The organism is Actinomycetospora straminea, assembly GCF_028737255.1.
In the GTDB taxonomy this organism is placed as follows: domain Bacteria; phylum Actinomycetota; class Actinomycetes; order Mycobacteriales; family Pseudonocardiaceae; genus Actinomycetospora; species Actinomycetospora straminea.
Genome location: NZ_JAQZAN010000003.1, coordinates 116,640 through 139,551, shown reverse-complemented (window position 1 = coordinate 139,551; position 22,912 = coordinate 116,640). Strand labels below are relative to the sequence as shown.

Genomic DNA, 22,912 nt, shown 5'->3' with positions numbered 1-22,912 from the left:
GATGGTCCGGCTCGTCCTAGCCGCTGTGGTTGATCTCGGTGACCGGGTGCTCGTACCCGAGCTGGTCGGCCGGCAGCGGGAACTGGGTCTCGCCGAACGGCGAGGGCGAGCCCTGGGTCGGGGCCATGAGCTCGGTGATCGGGTGACCGCCGTCGACCTCCGGCCACCAGGGGTCCTGGCGGGGCGTCTCCTGGGACTCCGCGGCCCCCGCCTCCGACTGGTCCTCGCTCGCGCGGTGGTCGGCCATCTCGCTGGCTCCTCACTCGTGGTGCGTCGGGCCCCGGGTCGTTCCCGGTCGACCGGGCCCAGTCTGCCGCACCTCGGGGGTGCCCGCGGGAGAGCCCGACTACCGTGGAGGCGATGTCCGGCCGGACCCTCACCGAGCACCTGCGCGCCCAGGACGACGACACCCTCGGCGCGCTGCTGCGCGCCCGCCCGGACCTCGCCCTGCCCGCGCCCGCCGACACCGGCGTCGTCGCCACCCGGGCGAGCGTGCGGATGTCGGTGGGACGGGCGTGCGAGGACCTCGACGCGTTCACGCTCCAGGTGGTCGACGCGCTGCTCGTCGTGCGCGCCGACGAGGCGCCCGCGGCCGCCGGCGACGTGCTGGCGCTCCTCGGTCCCGACCGCGCGGACGCCGGGCGCGCCGCCCTCGCCGACCTGCAGACCCGCGCCCTCGTGTGGCCCGACGGCTCGAACGTCGAGCCCGCCCTGCCGCGCGCCGACGCCAGGGACCCCGGGGCCACCGCGGGGCTGCGCGCGGTGCCGGCGCTGCGCGAGGTGTCCGTGCGCTACCCGGGCGGGCTCGGGCGGCCCGCGCCGGAGTTCTCCGCGATCGCCACCGCCGACGACCCCACGACGATCGTCGCGGCGCTGCCCGCCGACGAGCGGGCCGTGGTCGACGCCTTGTCCGCGGACGGGCCGATCGGGCGCAGCCGCGCGCCGGGCCCGGGTGCGGGCGAGGACGCCGATCCGGGGCCGGTCGGGCGCCTGCTCGCCGCGGGCCTGCTGCACCGCGTCGACCACGAGACCGTCGAGCTCACCCGCGAGGCCGCCCTCGGGGTGCGCGGCGACCGCCCGCTCGGCGACGTCCCGCTCGCCGACCCCATGCCCACGCCGCGCCACCACGACCCCGCCGACGTCGACGCCACCGCCGCCGGCGCAATTCTCGAGCTCACGCGGCGCGCCGAGGCCGTGCTGACGGCGTGGTCGGCGGCGCCGCCCGCGGTGCTGCGCTCCGGCGGCCTGGGCGTGCGCGACCTGCGGCGCGTCGCCCGCGACCTCGGGCTCACCGAGCAGGACGCGGCGCTGCTGGTCGAGGTGCTCGCCGGCGCGGGGCTCGTCGCGGTCTCCGAGGGCGCCGACGCGGCCTGGACGCCGACCGTCACCGTCGACCGCTGGCTCGCCGCCGGGCCCGACGTGCGCTGGGTGACGCTGGCCCGGGGCTGGCTGGAGACCCCGCGGGCCCCGTCGCTGGTGGGCGAGCGCGACGTCGGCGACAAGCTCATCGGCCCGCTCTCCGACGAGGCGCGCCGACCCTGGGCGCCGGCGCTGCGCCGCCGGGTGCTCGACCGGCTCTGCGAGTTCGACGACGGCGACGGCCCGCCGAGCGCCGACGACCTCGTCGCCTCCCTGGCCTGGCGCGCGCCGCGCAAGGGCGGGCGCCGGCGCGACGAGATGATCCGGACGGTGCTGCGCGAGGCGACGACGATCGGGCTCGTCGCGCTCGACGCCGTCACCTCCGCGACCCGCGAGCTGCTCGTCCCCGCGCGCGGCCCCGGCGACGACCCGGACGGCGCCGCCGCCGCCGCGCTGCGCCGGGCGCTGCCCGACCCCGTCGACCACGTGCTCCTGCAGGCCGACCTCACCGCGGTCGCCCCGGGGCGCCTCGAGCCCGAGCTCGCCGCGGCGCTCGACCGCGTCGCCGACGTCGAGTCCGCGGGCGGCGCGACCGTCTACCGGATCAGCGAGGCGTCGGTGCGCCGCGCGCTCGACCTCGGGCAGACGGCCGCCGACCTGCACGAGCTGTTCGCCACCCGCTCGGCCACCCCGGTCCCCCAGGGTCTGACCTACCTCGTCGACGACGTCGCCCGCCGCCACGGACGCCTGCGCGGCGGGGCGGCCGCGTCGTTCCTGCGCTCGGAGGACGAGGCCCTCGTCGCCGAGGTGCTCTCCCACCCCGAGGCGGAGCGCCTGGAGCTGCGCCGCATCGCGCCGACCGTGCTCGTCAGCCCGCAGCCGCTGGTCGAGGTGCTCGCGGCCCTGCGGGAGGCGGGCCTGTCGCCGGTCGCCGAGGACGACGTCGGCGGCGTGCTCGACCTGCGCCCCCGCGGCCGGCGCACCCCGGCCCGGCGCCCCGAGCGCGCGATCGGCACCACGCCGACCCTCTCCGAGGACCAGGTCACCGCGCTCGTCGCCCAGCTCCGCGCCGGCGACCGGGCCGCCACCGCCGCCCGGGGCCGCGGCACCGTCGCCGGACCGGGGCGCACCGCGGCGTCGGCCACCGTCGCCGTCCTCGCCGAGGCCGCGCGGTCCGGGCGCAGCGTGTGGATCGGCTACGTCGACGCCCACGGGACGGCGTCCCAGCGCGTCGTGCGCCCCCTGCGGGTCGGGGGCGGGGTGCTCGAGGGCGTGGAGGACAGCGGGGAGGACGACGGCGAGACCAACGGCGCCACGGTCGGCGGGGCGCCGCTGTCGTTCGCGCTGCACCGCATCACCTCGGTCAGCGTGCTCGCCGACCGCTGAGGTCGGTCTGTCGCCGGACGAGGCCTGCCGCAGCGAACGGGTATCTCGCTGCTTCTAGGCGTACGAAGTCCCCGTTGATCAGTCGCGGGCGGCGCCGAGCCGGGTTGCGGCGGCTAACAGGTTCTCCGTCCGCTCCCCACGGTCACCACTGCTCGGCCTTCCGTGACCCTGGTTCCCCCGTACGGTCCTGACGAGGATGCTGGATGTCACATCACGTGTCGAGGTGATCGTGTGGACACCAGCGGAGCGGGACGATGACACCGCGAGGACGTCGTGTGCTGGTGGCCGCGGCGATCGCTCTCCTGCTCGCTGCGGCGGGATGCGGCTCGGTGGCCGCGAGCGCACCGGCCCCCGGCGACGGTGACGACGGCAGACTCGTCGACATCGGCGGCGGTCGGCGGCTGTACCTGGAGTGCCGCGGCACGGGTGGCCCGACGGTCGTCCTCATCGCCGGCTACGGCAATCGCGGCAGCGCCTGGGACGCCCTGTCCCCCAGCGTGCCGCCACCTGCGGTGCTCCCGGGGGTGGCGGCGTTCACCCGGGTCTGCGCGTACGACCGCCCGGGCACCATCGGCGAGTCGATCGACGACCCGGCAGACCGCAGCCGCAGCGACCCGGTGCCGCAACCCCGCCCGGCCGAGGAGACGGTCGCCGACCTGCACTCCCTGCTGCAGGCTGCCCAGGTCCCGGGCCCGTACGTGCTCGCCGCCCACTCGCTGGGCGGCCACTACGCCCGCCTCTTCCAGGCAGCCCATCCCGACGACGTCGCGGGGATGGTCCTCGTCGACGCCGCACACGAGCGGTACGACGACGAGCTGCGTAGCCTACTGACGCCCGAACAGTTCGCCGACGTGCAGAGCAGCTCGTCCTCGCTGCGGGAGACGTATCCCGACTTCGAGCTGGTCGACACCGAGCGCACCGGCGCTCTCGTGGCCCGAGCACGCGCGGAGGGGCCGCTCCGGCCGATGCCCCTGGCGGTGCTGACCCGCGGCCGTCCGGTGGACGTCCCCCTGCCGGGGTTCCCGGTCGCGGAGCTCGAACAACGCTGGCAGGCGCTCCAGGACGACCTGGCCACGCTCACCCCGCACGCCCGGCACATCAGCGCGGCGCGCAGCGGTCACGACATCTACCAGGACGAGCCGGCCCTCGTGGTGGAAGCAGTTCGTCAGGTCGTGACCGGAGCACAGAGCCCCGACACGTGGTACGGCCTCACCTCCTGCTGCGCGCCCTAGGACCGTCCACCCACTAGGCCCGGGCGCCGACCGCCCAGACCTGCATCGCGTGCTCCACGAGCGCGATGAGCGTCTGCTTCGTCGACTCCCGGTCGCGGGCGTCGACGGTGAGGATCGGCACCGACGGGTCGATGGCCAGCGCCTCGCGGACGTCCTCGAGGTCGTGGCGCAGGACGCCGTCGAAGCAGTTGACGCCGAGCACGTAGGGCAGCCGCCGGTCCTCGAAGAAGTCGACCGCGGCGAAGCAGTCGGCGAGGCGCCGGGTGTCGGCCAGCACGACCGCGCCGATGGCGCCGCGCACGAGGTCGTCCCACATGAACCAGAACCGGTCCTGCCCGGGCGTCCCGAACAGGTAGAGGATCAGGTCCGAGTCGAGCGAGACGCGGCCGAAGTCCATGGCCACCGTGGTCGTGCGCTTGTTCGGCACCGCCGACAGGTCGTCGACGCCCGAGCTGGCGTCGGTCATCACGGCCTCGGTGGTCAGCGGGTCGATCTCGGAGACCGAGCCCACGAACGTCGTCTTGCCGACCCCGAACCCCCCGGCCACGACGATCTTGGCCGACGTGGTGGTCGGGACCGGCTCGGCCGCGACCGCTGCGTCAGAGCCGTCGAAGTCCACTCAACACCCTTTCCATCAACGCCAGGTCCGGGACGTCGCCCGAGGTCGAGGCGGTCTGGTGCACCACGACGGTGCCCTGCGAGGCCATGTCGCCGATGAGCACCCGGGCCACGCCGAGCGGGATCGACATCATCGCCGCCACCTCCGCGACCGATCGGGGCTCGCGGCACAGCTCGGCCACGGCACGGTGCTCGTACTGGGGGATCCGCGACGGGTCGCGGCCCGCCCCGCCGACCGAGACCAGCGTCTCGACGGCGAGGTCGTAGACCGGGCGGGTCCGTCCGCCGGTCCAGGCGTAGGGACGCACGATCGCGACGTCCTCGGCGCGCTCGCCCGGTGCCTCGGGCTCGGGGAGCTCGTGCCGCGGCGGGCCCGGCTGCGGGACACCGTACGGCGCGGTCTGCGGCTCGCCCGGGGCCAGCGCGTGGGCGCCGTCCGGGCCCCCGGGCACGCCCTCGCCGTACAGGTAGCCGTCGGGGGCGACGGAACCGCCGGTCGGGTGGCCGGGGGCAGCGTCGTCCCCGTCCTCCCCGCCGTCCCGGCGGCCGGCCGGCGTGACCTCCGGCGACGTCTCCTCGGGCTCGGCGGAGCGCCGACGCCGGAAGAGCCCGCGGCGTTCACCGCGCGGCTTCGGCGGCGGCCCGCTGATCCCGTTGAGGACGTCGGCGAAGGACTCGCCGCGGTCATCGCTCACCGGTCGTCACCCCCTCGACACGGTCATCGCACCGCTGACCCCTGCAGCTCGGCGCGGAGCTCGGGGGTCAGCAGCTGCCCGACGCGGTCGACGAGCAGGGTCATCTCGTAGCCGACCAGCCCGATGTCGCAGTTCGGCGCGGCCAGCGTGGCCAGGCACGACCCGTCGCTGATGGACATGAGCAGCACGATCCCCCGCTCCATCTCCACCACGGTCTGGACGACCTCGCCCGCCTCGAAGCAGCGCGCGGCGCCCTGCGTGAGGCTGATGAGGCCGGACGCGACCGCGGCGAGCTGGTCCGCCCGGTCGCGCGGCAGCCGGTTGGACGCCGTGAGCAGCAGTCCGTCGGCCGACACGACGACCGCGTGCGCCACCCCCGGCACCCGCTCGGCGAAGTTCGAGACCAACCAGCCGAAGCGGCTCGGCTGCGACTGGGCTCCGGTCACTGCTCCTCCTCGTCCCCGGGACGCGCCGCCGGCGGCTCGCCCTCGGTCTCGGCGGGTCGGGCCGCACGAGTCGTCCGCCCGTCGGCCACACCTCGCTGATAGCTCGCCAGTCGGCCGCGGATCGCGTCGGCGCTGCGACGCGGACCCGCGGGTGCGGGACCGTCACCGGGCGCCCCGCCCCCGGAGCGCGCAGCCCCGGGCACGAGCTGGGCCTTCGGACGGCGCCGCGGCAGACCGGCCTCGGTCGTGCCATCCGCGCTCACCCCGGCGTCGAGGGCGTCGGCGGTGGCCGCGGCCGCCCGCCATCCCTCGTCGCCGGACGTCGAGGCCCACTCGGCCTCGTCGGGCCCCGCGGACGGCGGTGCCTCGCGGAACCACGCGGACGCGACCTCGTCGTAGATCGGCGTCCGCTCCCGCTGCGGGGCCCCCGCCCGCCCGGCCAGGCGCTCCGGGACCGCCCGGCCGGGGGTGCGGCCACCGTTGCGCGGGCGGCCGTTGCCCTCGCCCGACGGGGTCGGGTCGAAGAGGCGGTCCGGTCCGGCCGGCATCGCCGACGGCGGACCGAACGGCGCCGGGGGGCCGTCCGGGCCCTGCGGACGCCGCGCCCGCGACGGGAGCGGGCCGCCGCCGGGGACGGGCGCGCCGGGGTCGGTGCCGGCCGGGCCCGACCCGGCACCGCGCGGGGCCGGTGGCTGCTCGGTCGGTGCCGGCCCCTGGCTCCGGGCCGGGTACGGGGCGGCCGGGCCGGCCGGCGAGGAGGGGTCGAACGGTGCGGACGGGGCCGCGCCCTCGGCCGACGCCGCCGCCTCCGGTGCCGGCGGCTCCGGGGTCGACTCCTGGGTCGGGTCCTGGGCGAACGACTCCGCGGGCTCGCGTTCCTCGGTCGGCTCGCCCGCCGGGCGGCGCGGCCGCAGCCGCGGTGCCATGCCGGGCGAGAACGGCGCGCCGCTGGGCGGGAGCCGTCGGCCGGAGGGACGGATGCCGCGGGGCTCGCCCGGCGCCGCCTCCTCGGCCTCGTCCGGGGCGCCGGGCCCGCGGCCCGTGTCCTCGGCGTCCTGGTCGCCCGTGGGCGCGCCCGGGGCCCGGCGCCGCGGCAGCGGCTCGGGTCCGGCCGGCGCCTCGGGGGCCTCCGGCGCGGCGGTGGCGTCGGCGGCGTCGGCGGCGTCGGCCGCGGTGGCCGGGGAGGTGTCAGCCGCGGGGGCGTCGGCGCCCGCGACCTCGGGCTCGGCGTCGGCCGGCCCGTCGGACGCCGGAGGCACCGGGGTCCCCGGGTGCGGCGTGTCCGGACCCAGTCCCGGTCGCCGCTGCGTCTGCACGACGCGCGGGCGCAGCGGGAACGTGCCCCGCCGGCTCGGCATGCGGGAGGGCAGGCCCTCCGCCGCCGCGTCCGCGCCCTCGGTCTCCTCGCCGGTCCCGCCACCGGCACCGGGGGCGTCCCCGGCCGCCGGCGTCTCGGGCACGGCGAACGCGGTGCGGTCGTCGACGAGCGCCTCGACCTCGGGGTCCTCGTCCACGAAGACCTCGGGCGACTCCTCGACCGGGCCTTCGTCAGCGACGACCTCGTCCGCCGGGACCGCGTCGGCCTGCTCCTCGTCGGTCGGCGTGGGACCGGGCGGGGGCACGACCGGCGCGCCGTTCCACATGGGCGGCCCGGCGGCGGGCCGGCGCGGCGGGCCGTACGGACCGTTCGGGCCACCAGGGCCAGCAGGGCCGCCGGGACCACCGGAGCTGCCGGGACCACCGGGGCCGCGTCCGGGCGGGCCGCCACGCCAGCCGAGCGGCGGGCCCCCGGGCCCACCCGGACCGCCGGGCTGACCCGGACCGCCGGGCGACGGGCCCCACACGGGACCGGCGGGGCCCGCGGGCCCCGCGGGCCCCGGGGTGCCGGTGCCGCCACCGCTGCCGTAGCCGCCGGGACCCGTCGGTGCCCCGGGACCACCCGGGCCGCCGGGCTGGCCGGGGCGTCCCGGCAGCGGGCCGTGCCGGGCACCGGGCGTCGGGCCGTACGGCGCCCCGGCGGAACGGCGTCCCCGGTCGTCGGCCTCGTCGGGCTGCTCCGTGACGTCCGCGTCGGCCTCGTGACCGTCGGACGCCTCGACCGCGGCCTCGTCGTCGTGCGCGGGCCCCTCCGCGTCGGCGGGACCGGGCTCCTCGGACCGTCGGCTGCGCCGGCGCGCGGCCGCCGCACCGATCAGGGCGGCGGCACCGCCGGCCGCGGCCGCCGCGCCGCCGACGAACCCGTGCCGGCCGCCCTCCTGGGCGTCGCCGGGCTGCTCGGTCTGCTCGGAGGACTGCTGCGCCACCTGCTCGGGCGCGGCGCCGCGGTGCTCCTCGACCGCGCCGTCGACCGGTGCACCCTCGGCGACCGCCTCCTGCTCCTCCACCGTGGCGTCGGCGGGCTCCCGTTCCGGGCGCTGGGCGGGCCCCGGCTCGGCCGGAGCGGGCCGACGCCCGGGACCACCCGGACCCGCCGGGCCACCCGGACCTCCGGGTCCACCCGGCCCGGCGCCGTTCGGGTGGTCGTGGGTGTGCCCGTTGGTCCCCGGCGCGCCGGTCGCGGCGCCGCGGCGCGGCAGGACCGGGCGCTGGTCCGGCGACCCGTTCGGGCTGCCGTTCGTGCCGCGGTTGGGGCTGCCGTCGGGCGCGGGCCGACCCTGTTCCTGGGCGGGCGAGAAGTACGAGCTCGGCGTGCCGGGCGCGCGCCGGGTGCGCTGGGGCAGGCCGGTGGCGCCGCCCCGCGCCTGCTCGGGCACCGCGCCGGCGCCCACGGCACCGTCGCCGCCGCGCACGGCCGCGCCGACACCGACCGCCGGCGCGCCCTGCTCGACGACCGCGAGCACCGCGGAGGCGGGTACGAGCGCCGTCGCGGCGACGCCCCCGTCCTCGCGGTTGCGGAGCTCGACGGTGATCCCGTGGCGCGTGGCCAGGCGGCCGACCACGAACAGGCCCATGCGGCGGGACGCGGAGACGTCGACGGTCGGCGGCGAGTCGAGGCGGACGTTGGCCTCGTGCAGGTCCTCCTCGCTCATGCCGACACCCGAGTCGAGGATCTCGACGAGCACCGAGCCGTCGCTGTTCTGCGTCGCCTGCACCCGCACGCGGGTGTCGGGGGCGGAGAACGTGGTGGCGTTCTCGAGGAGCTCGGCCACCAGGTGCACGACGTCGCTCGCGGTGCGGCCGAGCAGCTGGGCCTGCGGGAGCTGGGCGAGGTCGATGCGCTGGTACTGCTCGACCTCCGACGCCGCGGCGCGCAGCACGTCCACCAGCGGCACCGGGCGGCTGCCGCGGCGCGAGAGGTCGGTGCCCGAGAGGACCAGCAGGTTCTCGGAGTTGCGGCGCATGCGCGTCGCGAGGTGGTCGAGCTGGAAGAGGTTGGAGAGCGCCTCCGGGTCCTCCTCGGAGTTCTCCAGCTGCTCGATGAGGCGCAGCTGGCGCTCGACCAGCGCCTGCGAGCGCCGCGACAGGTTCACGAAGATCGAGTTGAACGCGGAGCGCAGGCCCGCCTGCTCGGCGGCCAGGCGGACCGCCTGCTCGTGGACCTGGTCGAACGCCCGCGCGACCTGCCCGATCTCCTCGCGCGTGGTGATCGGCGTGGGGACGATCGTGGTGTCGGGCGTCTCGCCCTCGCGCAGGCTGCGCACCGCCTGCGGGAGGCGCCGCTCGGCCACGTCGAGCGCGGTGCGGCGCAGCAGGCGCAGCGGGCGCAGCAGCGAGCGGGTGACGAAGAAGACCACGGCCGCACCGGCCATCAGCGCGAGCAGCAGGACCACCGACGAGATGCCGGCGTTGCTCCGCGCGGTGGCCTGCAGCGAGCCGGCCTGCTCCTGGAGCTGGCCGCGCAGCTGCTCGGCGGTCGCGGCGTCGCGGTCCTCGACGGCGGCCGACGCGCGCTCCCAGTCCGGCCCCGCGACCTGCAGCGGGAGGCCCGCGGCGCCGCGGCCGAGGACCACCTGGGCGAGCAGGTCGCGGTTGTTCACGTCCGGCCCGACGACGGCGTCGGCGAGCGCGGCGTTGTCGGTGCCGATCGCCGAGCGGAAGTCGTCGACGGCGATCGAGCGGCGCAGCGTCGCGTTGCGCGCCTGGTCGATCGAAGGGGCGTCGATGCGGCCCGCGGCGATCCCGGCGGCGACGACGGCCTGGACGTAGGCGTCCTCCTCGCGCACCACCGAGAGCGAGTAGAGCCCGGACGCGAGGCCCGCGACGCTCGGGTCGGCGGCCTCGCGCGAGAGCGAGCGGTCGAAGATCTCGACGCTGTCGATGGTCTCGGTGTAGCGCGCGATCGCGCCGGCGGCGTCGGTCCGACCGTCGATGACGTCGTCGCGCAGCTGGTCGAGCTGCTCGAACTCGGCGTCGGCCTGGTCGAGGGCCGTGCGCGTCTGCTGGTCGAGCGAGTCGGCCGACCCGGCCGCGCGGCGCAGCTGCGAGACGGCCTCGGTCGTCGCCGCGATGCGCTCCTCGACCGGTCCGGAGCCGCCCGCCCGGTTGGCCGCGACGTAGACCGCGGCGGCCGAGCGCTCGTCGGCGAGGTCACCCAGGACCTGCGCGGTGCTGTCCTCGAGGGCCACCGCCTGCTGCACGTTGTCGTACGCCGCCGCCTCGCGCGTCTCCTCGACGATCCGCAGCACGCCGAGCGTCAGCACGAACAGCGTCGGCACCAGCAGGACCGCCGCGAGCTTGACCGGCAGGCTCCAGTTGCGCAGCGCCAGGCGTTCGGTCCAGTCGCCGCCGGCGCGGTCGTCGCCGGGGCGGCCGTCGTGCGGGTCGTGGTACCGCACCGGCGTGCGCTCGGGTGCTCGTTCGTGGGTGGTCACGGACGGGTCCTCCCGGTTCCGCCGGTCGGTCGGAGGTCGCCCGGCGCGCCCCCACGCCGAACGCGTCCCTGGTCGACGCTGGGTGACGAGCGATGGGCTATGGTGCGCTCCGACCGCCGCGCGGGGTGGCACGTGGGTGACACCGTGCGGCCGCGTGGTGACACGTCGGCACAACGGACGGGGAGCAGGGCGGGCGAGCGCATCAGCGTGGTCAGGCGTCCAGGGCGGTCGGTGCGGGGTCCACGGGCGGCGGGGCCGCGCGGGGACCACGCAACAGGCGGGCCGGGACGCCGACGTGCGCGGCGCCGTCAGCCCATCGGGTCGGTGGTCACTCCTCGAGGGCGGGCTCGAGCGTGGGTGGGTAGGGCATGGCCACTGTAACGGTCGCGCCCCAGGGAATGACCGGCCGTTCCACAGCGCTCCCCGAGCGGTGTCCCTGCTCCGCCCGACGGCCTGTCGGTGTCCCGGAGGACAATGGGACGGACCACCCGTCCACGTGCCCGGAGGTCGAGAGGTTGAGTCAGCCCGGCAACGGACCGCTCATCGTCCAGTCCGACAAGACCTTGCTGCTCGAGGTCGACCACGAGGCCGCGCCCGCCGCTCGGCAGGCGATCGCGCCGTTCGCCGAGCTGGAGCGCGCGCCCGAGCACGTCCACACCTACCGTGTGACGCCGCTGGCGCTGTGGAACGCCCGCGCCGCGGGTCACGACGCGGAGCAGGTCGTCGACGCGCTCGTCCAGTACTCCCGCTACGCCGTGCCCCAGGCCCTGCTCGTCGACGTCGTCGACACCATGGGCCGCTACGGGCGCCTCCAGCTGACCAACTCGCCGGTCCACGGCCTGGTCATGCTGTCGAACGACCGCGCGGTCCTCGAGGAGGTCCTGCGCAACAAGAAGATCGCCCCGATGCTGGGCGACCGCATCGACGACGACACCGTGACGGTGCACCCGTCCGAGCGCGGACGGCTCAAGCAGGCGCTGCTCAAGGTCGGCTGGCCGGCCGAGGACCTCGCGGGCTACGTCGACGGCGAGGCGCACCCCATCTCGCTGGTCCAGGACGACTGGGAGCTGCGCGACTACCAGGCCGACGCCGTCGAGGGCTTCTGGCACGGCGGCTCGGGCGTCGTCGTCCTGCCCTGCGGGGCCGGCAAGACCCTGGTCGGCGCGGCGGCGATGGCGAAGGCCGGGGCCACGACGCTCATCCTCGTCACCAACACCGTCGCTGGCCGGCAGTGGAAGCGCGAGCTCGTCGCGCGCACGTCGCTGACCGAGGACGAGATCGGCGAGTACTCGGGCGAGCGCAAGGAGATCCGCCCGGTCACCATCGCGACCTACCAGGTGATGACCCGCAAGTCGAAGGGCGAGTACCGCGCGCTCGAGCTCTTCGACACCCGCGACTGGGGCCTGATCATCTACGACGAGGTCCACCTGCTGCCCGCGCCGGTGTTCCGCATGACCTCGGACCTGCAGTCGCGCCGTCGCCTCGGCCTCACCGCCACGCTCGTGCGCGAGGACGGCCGCGAGGGCGACGTGTTCTCGCTCATCGGCCCGAAGCGCTACGACGCCCCGTGGCGCGACATCGAGTCGCAGGGCTGGGTGGCGCCCGCCGACTGCGTCGAGGTCCGCGTGACCATGACCGACAACGAGCGGATCATCTACGCCACCGCCGAGGCCGACGAGCGCTACCGACTCTGCGCCTGCGCCAACACCAAGATCCCGGTGGTGAAGAGCATCCTCGAGCGCCACCGCGGCGAGCCTGCGCTGGTCATCGGCGCCTACCTCGACCAGCTCGACGAGCTCGGCGTGGCCCTCGACGCCCCGGTGATCCAGGGCTCGACGAAGAACAAGGAGCGCGAGGTCCTGTTCGACCGGTTCCGTCGGGGCGAGATCCCGGTGCTGGTCGTGTCGAAGGTCGCGAACTTCTCCATCGACCTGCCCGAGGCGTCGGTCGCCGTGCAGGTGTCGGGGACGTTCGGGTCGCGCCAGGAGGAGGCCCAGCGCCTCGGCCGGCTCCTGCGCCCCAAGGGCGACGGCCGGCAGGCGCACTTCTACTCGGTGGTCGCGCGCGACTCGATCGACGCCGAGTACGCCGCCCACCGCCAGCGCTTCCTCGCCGAGCAGGGCTACGCGTACCGCATCGTCGACGCCGACGACCTGCTCGGCCCGGCGATCCCGGGCACCGAGACCGAGGGCGAGCCGGAGTCGGAGCGCCGGGACCCGCAGAGCTAGGGGGCGCGCATCCCGTCGAGGAACACCCCGACGGTGTGCCGCACGTCGTAGCGGTCGTCGGCCGGGCCGATGCACAGCCCGCCGACCCCGCGCATCAGCTCCATCGCGCTGACGTCGTCGCGCACCTCGCCCGCGGCCACCCCGGCCTCGAGCAGCCGGGTACCGACGGGCAGGAGGCGGTCGAGGAAGTACGCGTGCAGCACCTGGAACTGCGGGTCGTCGGACTGCAGCGCGCCCGCCAGGCCGTGCTTGGTGACGAGGAAGTCGACGAACACGTCGATCCAGCCCCGCAGGGCCTCGAACGGGCTGTCGGTGTGCTCGAGGGCCTGCTCGCCGGCGACGGCGCACGCCTCGACCTGGTGGCGGTAGACCGCGACGACGAGGTCCGCGCGCGTCGGGAAGTGGCGGTAGACCGTGCCGACGCCGACGCCGGCCTTCGCGGCGATGTCGCGCACCGGCGCCTCGACCCCGGACGCGACGAACACCGCCGCCGCCGCGTCGAGCAGCGCGCTCTCGTTGCGCCGCGCGTCGGCCCGGCGCCGCGGCGCGCGCCCCGTCCCCTCGGTCATCCCCGTCCCCGTCGTCGACAAACGGAACGTTGTTCCGTAACGTTGGTGGAACCGCGTTCCGTCTCGTCAGGGTAGACGGCGCGCACCGGCGAGGGGAGACGGCCGTGACCGCGACGAGCTTCGGCATCATGACCGCGCCGCAGCAGGTCGGGTACGCCGACGTGCTGCGCGTGTGGGAGGAGGCCGACGAGGTCCCCGAGATCGAGCACGCGTGGCTGTTCGACCACCTGCTGCCCATCGGCGGCGACCCGGACGGCCCGATCCTCGAGGGCTGGACGCTGCTCTCGGCGCTCGCGGCCCGCACGCGCCGGCTGCGCCTCGGCGTCATGGTGACGAGCAACCGCATCCGCCCGCCGGCCCTGCTCGCGAAGATCGCGACGACGGTCGACCACGTCTCGGGCGGGCGGCTCGACCTCGGCATCGGCGCCGGCTCCCGCCCGAGCGTCCCGTGGGCACGCCGCGAGTACGAGGCCCATGGCCTGCCGTACCACGACTTCGGCGACTCGGTCGCCGCGCTGGACGAGGCCTGCACGGTCATCGAGCGGATCTGGACCGAGGACGCGCCGTTCGACCACCACGGCGAGCACGTGCAGGTCACGGGCGCGTGGGGCAACCCGAAGCCCCTCCAGCGACCCCGCCCGCCGATCCTCGTCGGGGGCCGGGCGTCGGCGACCCTGCGCGTGGTCGCCCGCCACGCCGACCTCTGGAACATCCCCGGCGGCGACCTCGCAGACTGCGTCGAGCGCAGCGCCCTGCTCGACCGCTACTGCGCCGAGATCGGCCGGGACCCCGCGGAGATCACGCGCTCGATCTTCCTGCCGGTCGCCTACGACGACCCCGGCGCCACCCGCGACGCCGCCGCCGCGGCGGTCGAGGCCGGGTTCTCGCACCTGGTGCTCGGACTGCCCGCGCCCTGGCCCGCGGGCGTGGCGCGCTGGGTCGCCGACGAGGTGGTCGCGCCGTCCCGGGCCGCCGCGGTGGGCTGAGGCCGCGCGGTCCAGCAGACCGCGGTGCCCTCGACGGCCACGACGTCGTCGCCGCGGGTCACGCGCACCGCGAGCTCGGTGATCGGCTTGTCGGTGCGCGCGGCCGTCACCTCGACCGACCCGGTGATCACGTCGCCGGGGCGGACGGGGGCGAGGAAGCGCAGGTCGAGCTGCAGGAAGACGCTGCCGGGGCCGGGGAGGTCCTCGGCGACGACGGCGTTGAGGACGGCCGTGGTGACGCCGCCCTGGACGACGATGCCGCCGAAGCGCGTCGCCGCGGCGAACTCGTCGTCGTAGTGCAGCGGGTTGCGGTCGCCGGAGATCGCGGTGAACAGCTCGATGTCGCGGCGGGTGACCAACCGCGACCGGTCGGCCCGCTGGCCCACCCGCGGCACGGCCCCGCTGCTCGGCGTCGTCATGTCGGGCACCTCCCTCGTCGGGCCCGGGGTCCTCCGGGCACCGACGACGCTAGGGAGGACGGTCGTCGGGGCCGAGGGCGTGCACTGCCCATCTGCCCGGGCCGGACTGCCCACATCGCGGGCACGACCGGCGTCGTGCCTACCGGGGGCGACCGACGGGCGCCCCGATCCCCGGCCGCGCCGGCGTCGCGCTGCGGGTGAGCGCCAGCCACAACCGGGCCAGGCCGCCGACGAACACGAGCCCGGTCGCGAGGCCCTCGACCTGCAGGGGCACCAGTCCGAGGACCGGCCCGGGCACGAGCGCGGCGCCCACGACCGCGGCGTAGACCAGCGGTTCGAGGGGCCGCAGCACCCGGTCCCCGTCGGCCGGGGCCCGCAGGTACGCCACCGCCTCGACCAGCCCGACGAGCCCGCCGACGACGAAGAACAGCCGCCAGAACAGCGCGTCGCCCCCGGAGAGGACCGAGCCGAGTCCCATCACGCCCGGCAGGAAGAACATCAGGGTGGTGTGCAGGCTCGCCCGGTGCCGGGTGGGGTCCTGACGCCACCGCGGGTCGAGCCCGAGCACGACGAACCACAGCCCGAGCAGGGTGAAGCTCACCGTGGTCAGCAGCTGGTAGAAGCTCAGGGCGGCGTTCATCGGTTCCCTCCCGGCGGTGACGACGTGGCGCGGTCGCCGGGCCAGGATGCGGCGCCGGGGCGGTAGGGCCAACGGCGTCGGCCACCCATCTCGGTGGCCGGCCACGCCCAGGTCCCCGTTGCCGCCCCTGCAGCGGGGCGGGACTGTCGGGGGTCGGGGCTACCGTCGAACACGTGAGCGAAGCGGTGGGTGCGGCCGAGCGGGAGGCGCTCGCGCGGGCCCGCGCGGACGTGATCGCTCAGCGCGCGGGTTATCACCGCCGCCTGCAGGCCATCGCCACGCTCGCCGACCTGAACACGGTCGTGGCCGCGGGCTACCGCTCGCTCGAGGCGCTGGTCGCCGACCGCGACAACCTCGACCGCGCCGACGCGAAACGCCTGGTGGCTGAGGCCGCCGATCTGTGTGCGCGGACCTCGCTGCACGGCGAGCTGTTGCCCGCGCGGCTGCCGGCCACCGCGGACGCGCTGGCCGCGGGGGCGATCGACCCGGCGCACGTGAAGGTCATCCGGGACACGATGCGCCATCTCGACGCCCTGATGCCCCCACCGCCACCGCAGGAGTGGTCCGGGGTGGAGCGCACGCTGGCCGAGCAGGCCCAGGTGCTGCCGCCGCGGATGCTGCGGGTGCTGGCGAAGAAGTTCGTCGACCTCTACGACCCCGACGGCGCCGCCCCACCCGACGGCGAGGACGCCCTCGACGAGCTGCGGCTGCTGCGACGCAAGGACGGGTCGCTGGTGTTCACCGGCCGGCTCGGTGACCCCCTCGACGCCGAGATGGTCATCGAGGTGTTCGGGGTGCTGGCCGCGCCCGCGGGCGCCGACGACGAGCGGGGCCTGGTCAAACGCCAGGCCGACGCGTTCACCGAGCTCGTCGGGGACACCCGCGGACCCCGCGGCCTGGTGACCGACACCCGCCACGAACACCGCGACACCCAGCCCCAGGACGCCCAGCCCCAGGACGACGAGCTCGCGTTGATCCCCGCGCCGCGCCGCCCCGACCCGGCTCCCTCGACGGGTGGGTGGACCGAGCGGCCCGGGCGGGCGCTGCTCACGATCACCATCGACCACCGCTGGCTCTGCGCCGCCCTCGCCGAGCGCGGCGGCCACGGCATCCTGGACTCCGGGCACGCCGTCGACCCCGCCACCGTGCGCCGCTGGGCCTGCGACGCCGAGATCGTCCCCATGATCCTCGGCTCCCGCTCCGAACCCCTCGACGTCGGGCGCACCCAGCGCACCGCCCCCGACGCCCTGCGCCGCGCACTGAACCTGCGCGACGGCGGCTGCGCGTTCCCCGGCTGCACCCGCCGCCCCCGCCGCTGCCACGCCCACCACATTCGCCACTGGCTCGACGGCGGACCCACGGCGCTGGACAACATGTGCCTGCTCTGCCGCCACCACCACCAGCTCATCCACCACGGCCACTGGCAGATCGAGATGATCGAGGACCGGCCCTGGTTCACCCCACCCTGGATCATCGACCCCGACCGAAGACCCCGACCCGGCGGACGACCCCGCATCCCCACCTGACCGCGACGCCTACCCCGCGCCGTCCGTCCCGTCGGTGGTCAGCGCGAGGACGCCGAGCCGGTGCAGGTTCGCGAGCTCGTCGGCCACCATGACGACGTCGCTGATCCTGCCGTCGGTGATCGTGAGGACGTCGATCACGCGCAGGTCGACGGGGCGGCCGGTCGCGGGCACGACGCCCAGCGGGGTCGCGACCGGGCCGGTGTGGGTGCCCGTGAGTCGGAACGCCACGACGAGCTTGCCCGGGGCCTCGACCCGCTCGAGGACCTCGCGCTCGATCCCGCCGTAGGCGGTCTGGGTCGCGCGGGCGCGGGCCAGCAGGTCGGCGAGCGACATCGCCGCGCCGTTGATCGTCACCGGGTCGGTGTAGAGCGCGGCGAAGCCGGGGAGCGCCGTCTCGTCGTCGGCGGGCAGCGGGGTCGACCAGAGGTCGAGCAGGCGCGTGACGAGGTCGGTGGTGGTCATGGGTCCTCCCGGGTGCGATGTGCGGGCCTCGACGAGGCCGACAGGTCGAGTGAAGGACGCTCCGGCGCCCCCGTGAAGCGCCGGCACCACCCACATCGGCACTCCCGGTACCCATCTCCCGGCGGCGCCGGCCGGTGTCGGTGACGGCGTGCGCGACGTGGGCACCCACCGCGCCGGCTTGGGCAGGTGCTGCCGATGTCCGGGGCGGGGTCCGCGCCCGACGGTGGTGAGGCCGAACAGCCCCACCGACCACCGGAAGCGCACCATGACCGAGACGATCACCCACACCGTCCGCAACGGCGTGGACACCACCAACCTCTTCGCCACCCTCGACGTGCTGAAGGCCCAGCCCGAGCTCGCGCGGTTCCGGTTCCGGGCCCGCAACGAGTGGATGGGCGGCTCGCACAACCGCAGCACGATCAAGGACTTCTACGCGGCGGGTGGCGAGGACACCTCCCGCGCGGCGGCGTTCACGCTGGACGCCGGCGAGCCCGCGATCCTCATCGGTGAGGACGACGGCCCCAACCCGGCCGAGTTCCTGCTGCACGCCCTCGCCGCCTGCGTGACGACCTCGCTCGTCTACGCGGCGTCCGCCCGCAAGGTGAAGCTCACCGCGGTCTCCTCGACGCTCGAGGGCGACCTGGACGTGCAGGGCGCCATGGGCCTCGACGACAGCATCCGCAACGGCTTCGAGCAGATCCGCATCACCGTCCACATCGCCGGCGAGGCGACCCCGGAGAAGCTCCGCGAGGTCGTCCAGCGCGGCACTGACCGCTCCGTGGTGTTCGACAGCATCACGCGCGGCGTGCCGGTGTCGGTCGAGGTCATCACCGACTGAGACCCGCCCGGGGCCGGGCGCGACCCGCCCGGCCCCCGGCGGCCCCACCGAGAGGCCCTCGCCATGAGCACCCCGATCCGCCGGTACGACGCGATCGTCGTCGGCGCCCGGCCCGCCGGCGCCGCCACCGCGATGCTGCTGGCCCGCGGCGGCCAGGACGTCCTCGTCCTCGACTCCGCCCGACCCGGCACCGACACCCTCTCCACCCACGCGCTGATGCGCGGCGCGGTGGTCCAGCTCGAGCGCTGGGGGCTGCTGCCCGCCGTCGTCGCGGCGGGCGCCCCGGCGATCACGGCCACCGAGTTCTGCTACGGCGACGACGTCGAGACCGTCGCCCCGCGCCCCGGGACGACGCCGCTGCGCGCGCCTCGCCGCACGGTCCTCGACCCGCTCCTCGCGGACGCCGCGCAGGACGCCGGCGCGCAGGTCGTGTTCGGTGCCCGCGTCACCGAGGTCCTGCGCGACGAGCGCGGCACCGTGACGGGCGTCGAGTACGTCGAGCGCGGGACGCGTACCCCGGTCCGCGCGCACGCCGCAGTCGTCGTCGGCGCCGACGGGCGGCGCTCCACGGTCGCCGACGCGGTCGGCGCCCCGGTCGAGCACGCCGGGACCGCGTCGAGCGCCGTCCTCTACGCCTACCTGCCCGGGCTGCCCCGTGACCGCTACCGCTGGTGCTACCGGCCCGGGCTCACCGCCGGCGTCATCCCGACCACCGGCGACGAGGCCTGCGTCTGGGTCGGCGTCCCCACCGCGCGGTTCGACGCCCTGCGCGGCGACCTGGAGGGCGCCCACCGGGCGCTGCTCGCCGAGGCCGCCCCCGACCTGGGCGACCGGCTCGGGGGTCCCGATGCGGGCCCGCGGCGGGTCCGTGGCTTCCCCGGCGTCCCCGGGTTCGTCCGCCGCGCCGGGGGGCCGGGGTGGGCGCTGGTCGGGGACGCGGGCTATTTCAAGGACCCGCTGACCGCGCACGGGATCACCGATGCCCTGCGCGACGCCGAGCTCCTCGCCCGCGCGCTGCTCGGATCGTCGGGACCCACCCGCGCCGACGCCCTGCGCGACTACCAGGACACCCGCGACCGGCTCTCCGCCGACGTCGCCGCCCTCACCGAGCGGATCGCCTCGTACCGCTGGGACCTCGCCGAGCTGCGCGAGCTCCTGCCGGCACTCAGCCGGGCCATGCGCCCCGAGGTCGACGAGATCCGCGGCTTCGACACCGCCCCCACCACCGAGACCGCCGCCTGAGGAGGACGCCGTGCCCACCGTCATCGACCCCGAACTGGACGTCCGTCTCGGCGTCCTCGACGCCGCCGAGACCGAGCGCGTCGACCGGTACGCGACCGCCGCGTTCCTGTGGCGCCGCCTGAGCCAGGCCGACGCCCTCGACGTCGCCCGCGGCCTGCACTGGCGCGCCGTCGGCCGGGACCTCGCCGCCGGCGCGCCCGAGGTCGTCGACGCCCTGTCCCTGGTCCCACCGTCGGCCGCCGAGCGCGCCCGTCTCGCCGCGGTCCTCGCGATCCGGTGGCGGCTCGAGCACACCGGCCCGGAGCCCGGAGCCCCCGGCACGCCGCGCCTCGACGACCTGCGCCGGCTGGGGCGGCGGCTGTCGCTGGCGCTCAACCTGCTCGACAGCGCGCGCACGATCGTCTGAGGACGACGGGAGGGGGCGGGACATGGCCGCCGGAGGAGGTCACCTGCGGGAGGCCCGCGTCGACGAGGTGCCCGCGCTCGAGGACATCCTGCGCGAGGCGTCGATGATCTGGCCCGAACACCGCGACGACCTGCTCGCCCACCCCGAGGCCGTCGAGGTGCCGCGGCGGGACGTGCGCGCGGGGCGGGTCCGCGTGCACGAGGTCGACGACCTCGTCACCGGCTTCGCCACCGTGCTGACGCTGCCCGACGGCGACGCCGAGCTCGACGCGCTCTTCGTCCGCCCCGCGCTGATGCGCCGCGGCATCGGCGCCCGGCTCGTCGAGGACGCCGCGCGCCGGGCCCGCGATGGGGGTGCCGCGCGGCTGGTCGTCACCGCCGACCCGCACGCCGAGGCGTTCTACGCGCGCTGCGGGTTCCGGACGGTCGGCACGGCGCCGACGCGCTTCGGTCCGGCGATCCGGATGCACCGAGAGCTGCCGCCGTGACCGCCACCGGCGCCTACCGTGGTCCTGTGGGGGCGCGGGTGCTCGAGCGCGGGGAGGTCCTCGCGGAGCTCGACCAGGCCCTCGCCGACGCGCGGGACGGCGAGGGCCGCACCGTGCTGCTCGCCGGCGAGGCCGGGCTCGGCAAGACGACCGTCCTGCGCGCCTGGACCGGCGGGCTGGCCGATGTCCACCTCCTCGAGGGGGCCTGCGACGACCTCGTCACCTCCCGCACCCTCGGGCCCTTCCACGACGCCGCCGCGAGCGCTCCGGCGCTGCGCACGGCGCTCGCCGTGGATCGCACCGACGCGGTGCACGACGCGGTGCTCGACGTGCTGAGCACCCCCACGACCGTCCTCGTCGTCGAGGACGTGCACTGGGCCGACGAGGCCACGCTCGACGTCCTCGCGGTCGCCGCCCGTCGCGTCGGCCGGCTGCCCGCGGTGCTCGTGCTCAGCTACCGCGACGACCAGGTCGACCCGGGCTCGCAGCTGCAGCGCCTGCTCGGCGTGCTGCCGGCCGCCTCGACGCGGCGTCCGGCGCTGCGCCCGCTGTCGGTCGGGGCGGTCACCGAGCTCGCCGGACCCGACGGCCTGCGCGTCCACGCGGCCACGCTCGGCAACCCGTTCCTCGTCACCGAGCTGGTGGCCGCGCAGAGCGAGGGCCTGCCGGTGTCGGTGCGCGACGCCGTCCTCGCCCGGGTCGCGGACCTCCCGCGCGCCGCCCAGGAGCTGCTCGACCTGCTCGCCGTCGTCCCCGGCCACGCCGACGGCACGCTGCTCGACGTCCTGCGCCCCACCTGGCGCGACGACGTCGAGGTGCCCGAGCGCCGCGGCATCGTGGGGCTGTCCGGCAGCGCGGTCGCGTTCCGCCACGAGCTGGCCCGCCAGGCGGTGGAGCAGGCGCTGCCCCCGATCCGCCGTCTCGGGCTGGAGCGCGCCGTCCTCGCCGCGCTGCTGGCGCACGACCCCCCGGACCGGGCGCGCATCCTGCACCACGCGGCCCGCTGCGGGGACGCCGACGCGGTGCTCGCCCACGCGCCGGCGGCCGCCCGCGCCGCCGCCGCCGCGGGCGCCCACCAGCAGTCGCTCGCCTGGTACGCCCAGCTCGCGCCGTACGCGGAGTCCCTGCCGCCCGCCGAGCAGGCCGCCCTCGCCGAGGAGCACGCCTGGGAGCTCTACAACGCCCACCGCGTCGAGGAGGCCGTCGCGACCGCCGGCCACGCGGTCGCGCTGCGGACCGCCGGCGACGACCCCGTGGCGACCGCCCGCGCGCTGGTCGGGCTGTCGCGCCACCTCTACATCCGCGGGGACGTCGCCGACGCCCTCGCGACCCTCGACCGCGCCGTCGCCCTCGACGCCGAGCCGACCCTCGCCCACACCCACCGCGGCGTACTGCGTGTGCTCGCCGACCAGGAGGAGGCCGGGCTCGAGGAGCTCGCCGCGGTGCCCCCGAGCGCCCTCGGCACCGTGTACCGCGGCCTCGGACGCGCGTTCCTCGGCCACGCCGACGGCCCCGATCTCGTCCGCGAGGGCCTGGACACCGCCCGCGCGGAGGGCCGGCGCGAGCACGCCGCCCGCGGGTGGACGAGCCTGGTCAAGGCGCTGCGACGGCTCGGGCGTGACGGCGAGGTCGCCGCGGTCGTCGCCGAGGGGCTGGCGAGCACGCGCTCGGGCGACTTCCTGTCCCACGGCTACTCGCTCGAGGCGTTCGGGCTGCAGCTCATGGTCGACGACGGGCGGTGGGACGCCGCCGAGGAGGGCCTGCGCCGCCTCGTCGACACCGTCCCCGAGGCCGGCATCCTCGCCCGCGAGACGCTGCCGCCGCTCGGGCGGCTGCTCGCGCGCCGCGGCGACCCGGACGCCGACGCGGTGCTCGGCCGCGCCTGGGCGCTCGCGACCCGCTCGGACAGCCTGCCCGTGCTCCTGACCACGGCTGCCGGCCTCGCCGAGAAGGCCTGGCTCGACGGTGACGGGGACCGGGAGCACGCGCGGATCCGCGCGCTGCTGGAGCGCTCGCGGCGTCCGGGCCTCGCCGGCGCCCGGGGTGACCTGCTGCGCCAGGGCCTGCGCTGCGGGCTGCCCGTCGCCCATGACGAGCCCGTCGACGACCTGTGGCCCCGCCACGCGCTCGCCCTCGCCGGCGAGCCGGCGGCGGCCGCCGCCGCGTGGCCCGCGGGGTCGTACGAGGGGGCCATCGAGCTGGTCGACGCCGGCGACGAGGCGTCGGTCACCGCGGGGCTGCGACGGCTCGACGACCTCGGCGCCGCGCCCGCCGCCCACCTCGCCCGCCGGCGGCTCCAGGCCCTCGGCGTGCGGCGCATCCCGCGCGGGCCGCAGGCCGGGACCCGCGCCCACCCCGAGGGCCTGACCCCGCGCCAGGCCGACATCCTCGCGCTGGTGGCCGACGGGCTGACGAACGCGCAGATCGCCGCCCGCCTCGTGCTGTCCGTGCGCACCGTCGACCACCACGTCTCGGCCGTGCTCGCGAAGCTCGGCGTCGCCTCGCGCGAGGAGGCCGCCCGCCGGGTCGGGGACCCGTGAGGTCACGCGGCCGAGCGGCGGC

General features: G+C 76.7%; 18 protein-coding genes and 1 pseudogene. 10 read left to right on the top strand and 9 right to left on the bottom strand.

Features of this window, described 5'->3' with window-relative positions; genetic code table 11:
* Nucleotides 1-16: 16 nt before the first annotated feature.
* Nucleotides 17-247 carry a hypothetical protein gene (locus PH190_RS06035; protein WP_274230582.1) on the bottom strand — a complete coding sequence of 77 codons (231 nt, stop codon included), beginning with the start codon at nt 245-247 and terminating at the stop codon, nt 17-19.
* Between the two features lie 113 nt (nt 248-360).
* Between PH190_RS06035 and PH190_RS06030 the strand changes: the two genes are divergently transcribed.
* Nucleotides 361-2,745: a helicase-associated domain-containing protein gene (locus PH190_RS06030; protein WP_274230581.1), complete on the top strand. Its 2,385-nt coding sequence runs from the start codon at nt 361-363 to the stop codon at nt 2,743-2,745.
* Between the two features lie 281 nt (nt 2,746-3,026).
* Nucleotides 3,027-3,977, top strand: coding sequence for an alpha/beta fold hydrolase (locus PH190_RS06025; RefSeq protein ID WP_274230580.1), 951 nt, complete (start codon nt 3,027-3,029; stop codon nt 3,975-3,977).
* Nucleotides 3,978-3,990: 13 nt separating this feature from the next.
* On the opposite strand, the gene PH190_RS06020 is transcribed toward PH190_RS06025, so the two are convergent.
* Genes PH190_RS06020 through PH190_RS06005 form a run of 4 tightly spaced genes read right to left on the bottom strand, consistent with a single transcriptional unit; the run spans nt 3,991 to nt 10,547 of the window.
* Nucleotides 3,991-4,596, bottom strand: a complete 606-nt coding sequence (locus PH190_RS06020) for a GTP-binding protein (RefSeq protein ID WP_274230579.1) — start codon at nt 4,594-4,596, stop codon at nt 3,991-3,993.
* A complete protein-coding gene (locus PH190_RS06015; RefSeq protein WP_274230578.1) occupies nt 4,577-5,290 on the bottom strand; it encodes a DUF742 domain-containing protein in 714 nt (237 codons plus the stop codon). The genes PH190_RS06020 and PH190_RS06015 overlap by 20 nt, the downstream gene beginning before the upstream one ends.
* Nucleotides 5,291-5,313: 23 nt before the next feature.
* A complete protein-coding gene (locus PH190_RS06010; protein WP_133825801.1) occupies nt 5,314-5,736 on the bottom strand; it encodes a roadblock/LC7 domain-containing protein in 423 nt (140 codons plus the stop codon).
* Entirely contained in the window at nt 5,733-10,547 is a 4,815-nt protein-coding gene (locus PH190_RS06005; protein WP_274230577.1) for a sensor histidine kinase, read from the bottom strand. The genes PH190_RS06010 and PH190_RS06005 overlap by 4 nt, the downstream gene beginning before the upstream one ends.
* Before the next feature lie 515 nt (nt 10,548-11,062).
* Between PH190_RS06005 and PH190_RS06000 the strand changes: the two genes are divergently transcribed.
* Nucleotides 11,063-12,775: a DNA repair helicase XPB gene (locus PH190_RS06000; protein ID WP_274230576.1), complete on the top strand. Its 1,713-nt coding sequence runs from the start codon at nt 11,063-11,065 to the stop codon at nt 12,773-12,775.
* On the opposite strand, the gene PH190_RS05995 is transcribed toward PH190_RS06000, so the two are convergent.
* Nucleotides 12,772-13,344, bottom strand: coding sequence for a TetR/AcrR family transcriptional regulator (locus tag PH190_RS05995; RefSeq protein WP_274230575.1), 573 nt, complete (start codon nt 13,342-13,344; stop codon nt 12,772-12,774). The two genes, PH190_RS06000 and PH190_RS05995, sit on opposite strands and share 4 nt — an antisense overlap.
* A 128-nt stretch (nt 13,345-13,472) precedes the next feature.
* Here PH190_RS05995 and PH190_RS05990 point away from each other — a divergent pair, with 128 nt between their 5' ends.
* On the top strand, nt 13,473-14,330 hold the full coding sequence (locus PH190_RS05990) for an LLM class flavin-dependent oxidoreductase (protein WP_274230847.1): 858 nt from the start codon (nt 13,473-13,475) through the stop codon (nt 14,328-14,330).
* Nucleotides 14,331-14,413: 83 nt separating this feature from the next.
* On the opposite strand, the pseudogene PH190_RS05985 reads toward PH190_RS05990, so the two are convergent.
* Nucleotides 14,414-14,749: pseudogene (locus PH190_RS05985) on the bottom strand (MaoC family dehydratase); the annotation flags it as partial.
* Between the two features lie 139 nt (nt 14,750-14,888).
* Complete coding sequence (locus PH190_RS05980; RefSeq protein ID WP_274230574.1) at nt 14,889-15,389, bottom strand: hypothetical protein; 501 nt, start codon at nt 15,387-15,389, stop codon at nt 14,889-14,891.
* 173 nt (nt 15,390-15,562) lie between these two features.
* On the opposite strand from PH190_RS05980, the gene PH190_RS05975 reads away from it, so the two are divergent.
* Nucleotides 15,563-16,915 (top strand): HNH endonuclease signature motif containing protein, encoded by a 1,353-nt coding sequence (locus PH190_RS05975; RefSeq protein WP_274230573.1) that lies wholly within the window; start codon nt 15,563-15,565, stop codon nt 16,913-16,915.
* A gap of 9 nt (nt 16,916-16,924) precedes the next feature.
* Here the strand turns inward: PH190_RS05975 and PH190_RS05970 are convergent, their stop codons facing one another.
* Nucleotides 16,925-17,377 (bottom strand): ester cyclase, encoded by a 453-nt coding sequence (locus PH190_RS05970; protein WP_274230572.1) that lies wholly within the window; start codon nt 17,375-17,377, stop codon nt 16,925-16,927.
* A 265-nt stretch (nt 17,378-17,642) separates the two neighbouring features.
* Between PH190_RS05970 and PH190_RS05965 the strand changes: the two genes are divergently transcribed.
* From PH190_RS05965 to PH190_RS05945, 5 genes are all read left to right on the top strand, one after another.
* Nucleotides 17,643-18,215, top strand: coding sequence for an OsmC family protein (locus PH190_RS05965; RefSeq protein ID WP_274230571.1), 573 nt, complete (start codon nt 17,643-17,645; stop codon nt 18,213-18,215).
* Between the two features lie 63 nt (nt 18,216-18,278).
* Complete coding sequence (locus PH190_RS05960) at nt 18,279-19,457, top strand: NAD(P)/FAD-dependent oxidoreductase (protein ID WP_274230570.1); 1,179 nt, start codon at nt 18,279-18,281, stop codon at nt 19,455-19,457.
* A 10-nt stretch (nt 19,458-19,467) separates the two neighbouring features.
* Nucleotides 19,468-19,863 carry a hypothetical protein gene (locus PH190_RS05955; protein WP_274230569.1) on the top strand — a complete coding sequence of 132 codons (396 nt, stop codon included), beginning with the start codon at nt 19,468-19,470 and terminating at the stop codon, nt 19,861-19,863.
* A 22-nt stretch (nt 19,864-19,885) separates the two neighbouring features.
* Complete coding sequence (locus tag PH190_RS05950) at nt 19,886-20,350, top strand: GNAT family N-acetyltransferase (RefSeq protein ID WP_274230568.1); 465 nt, start codon at nt 19,886-19,888, stop codon at nt 20,348-20,350.
* A gap of 26 nt (nt 20,351-20,376) precedes the next feature.
* Nucleotides 20,377-22,890, top strand: coding sequence for an AAA family ATPase (locus tag PH190_RS05945; RefSeq protein WP_274230567.1), 2,514 nt, complete (start codon nt 20,377-20,379; stop codon nt 22,888-22,890).
* The last annotated feature ends 22 nt before the right edge of the window (nt 22,891-22,912 follow it).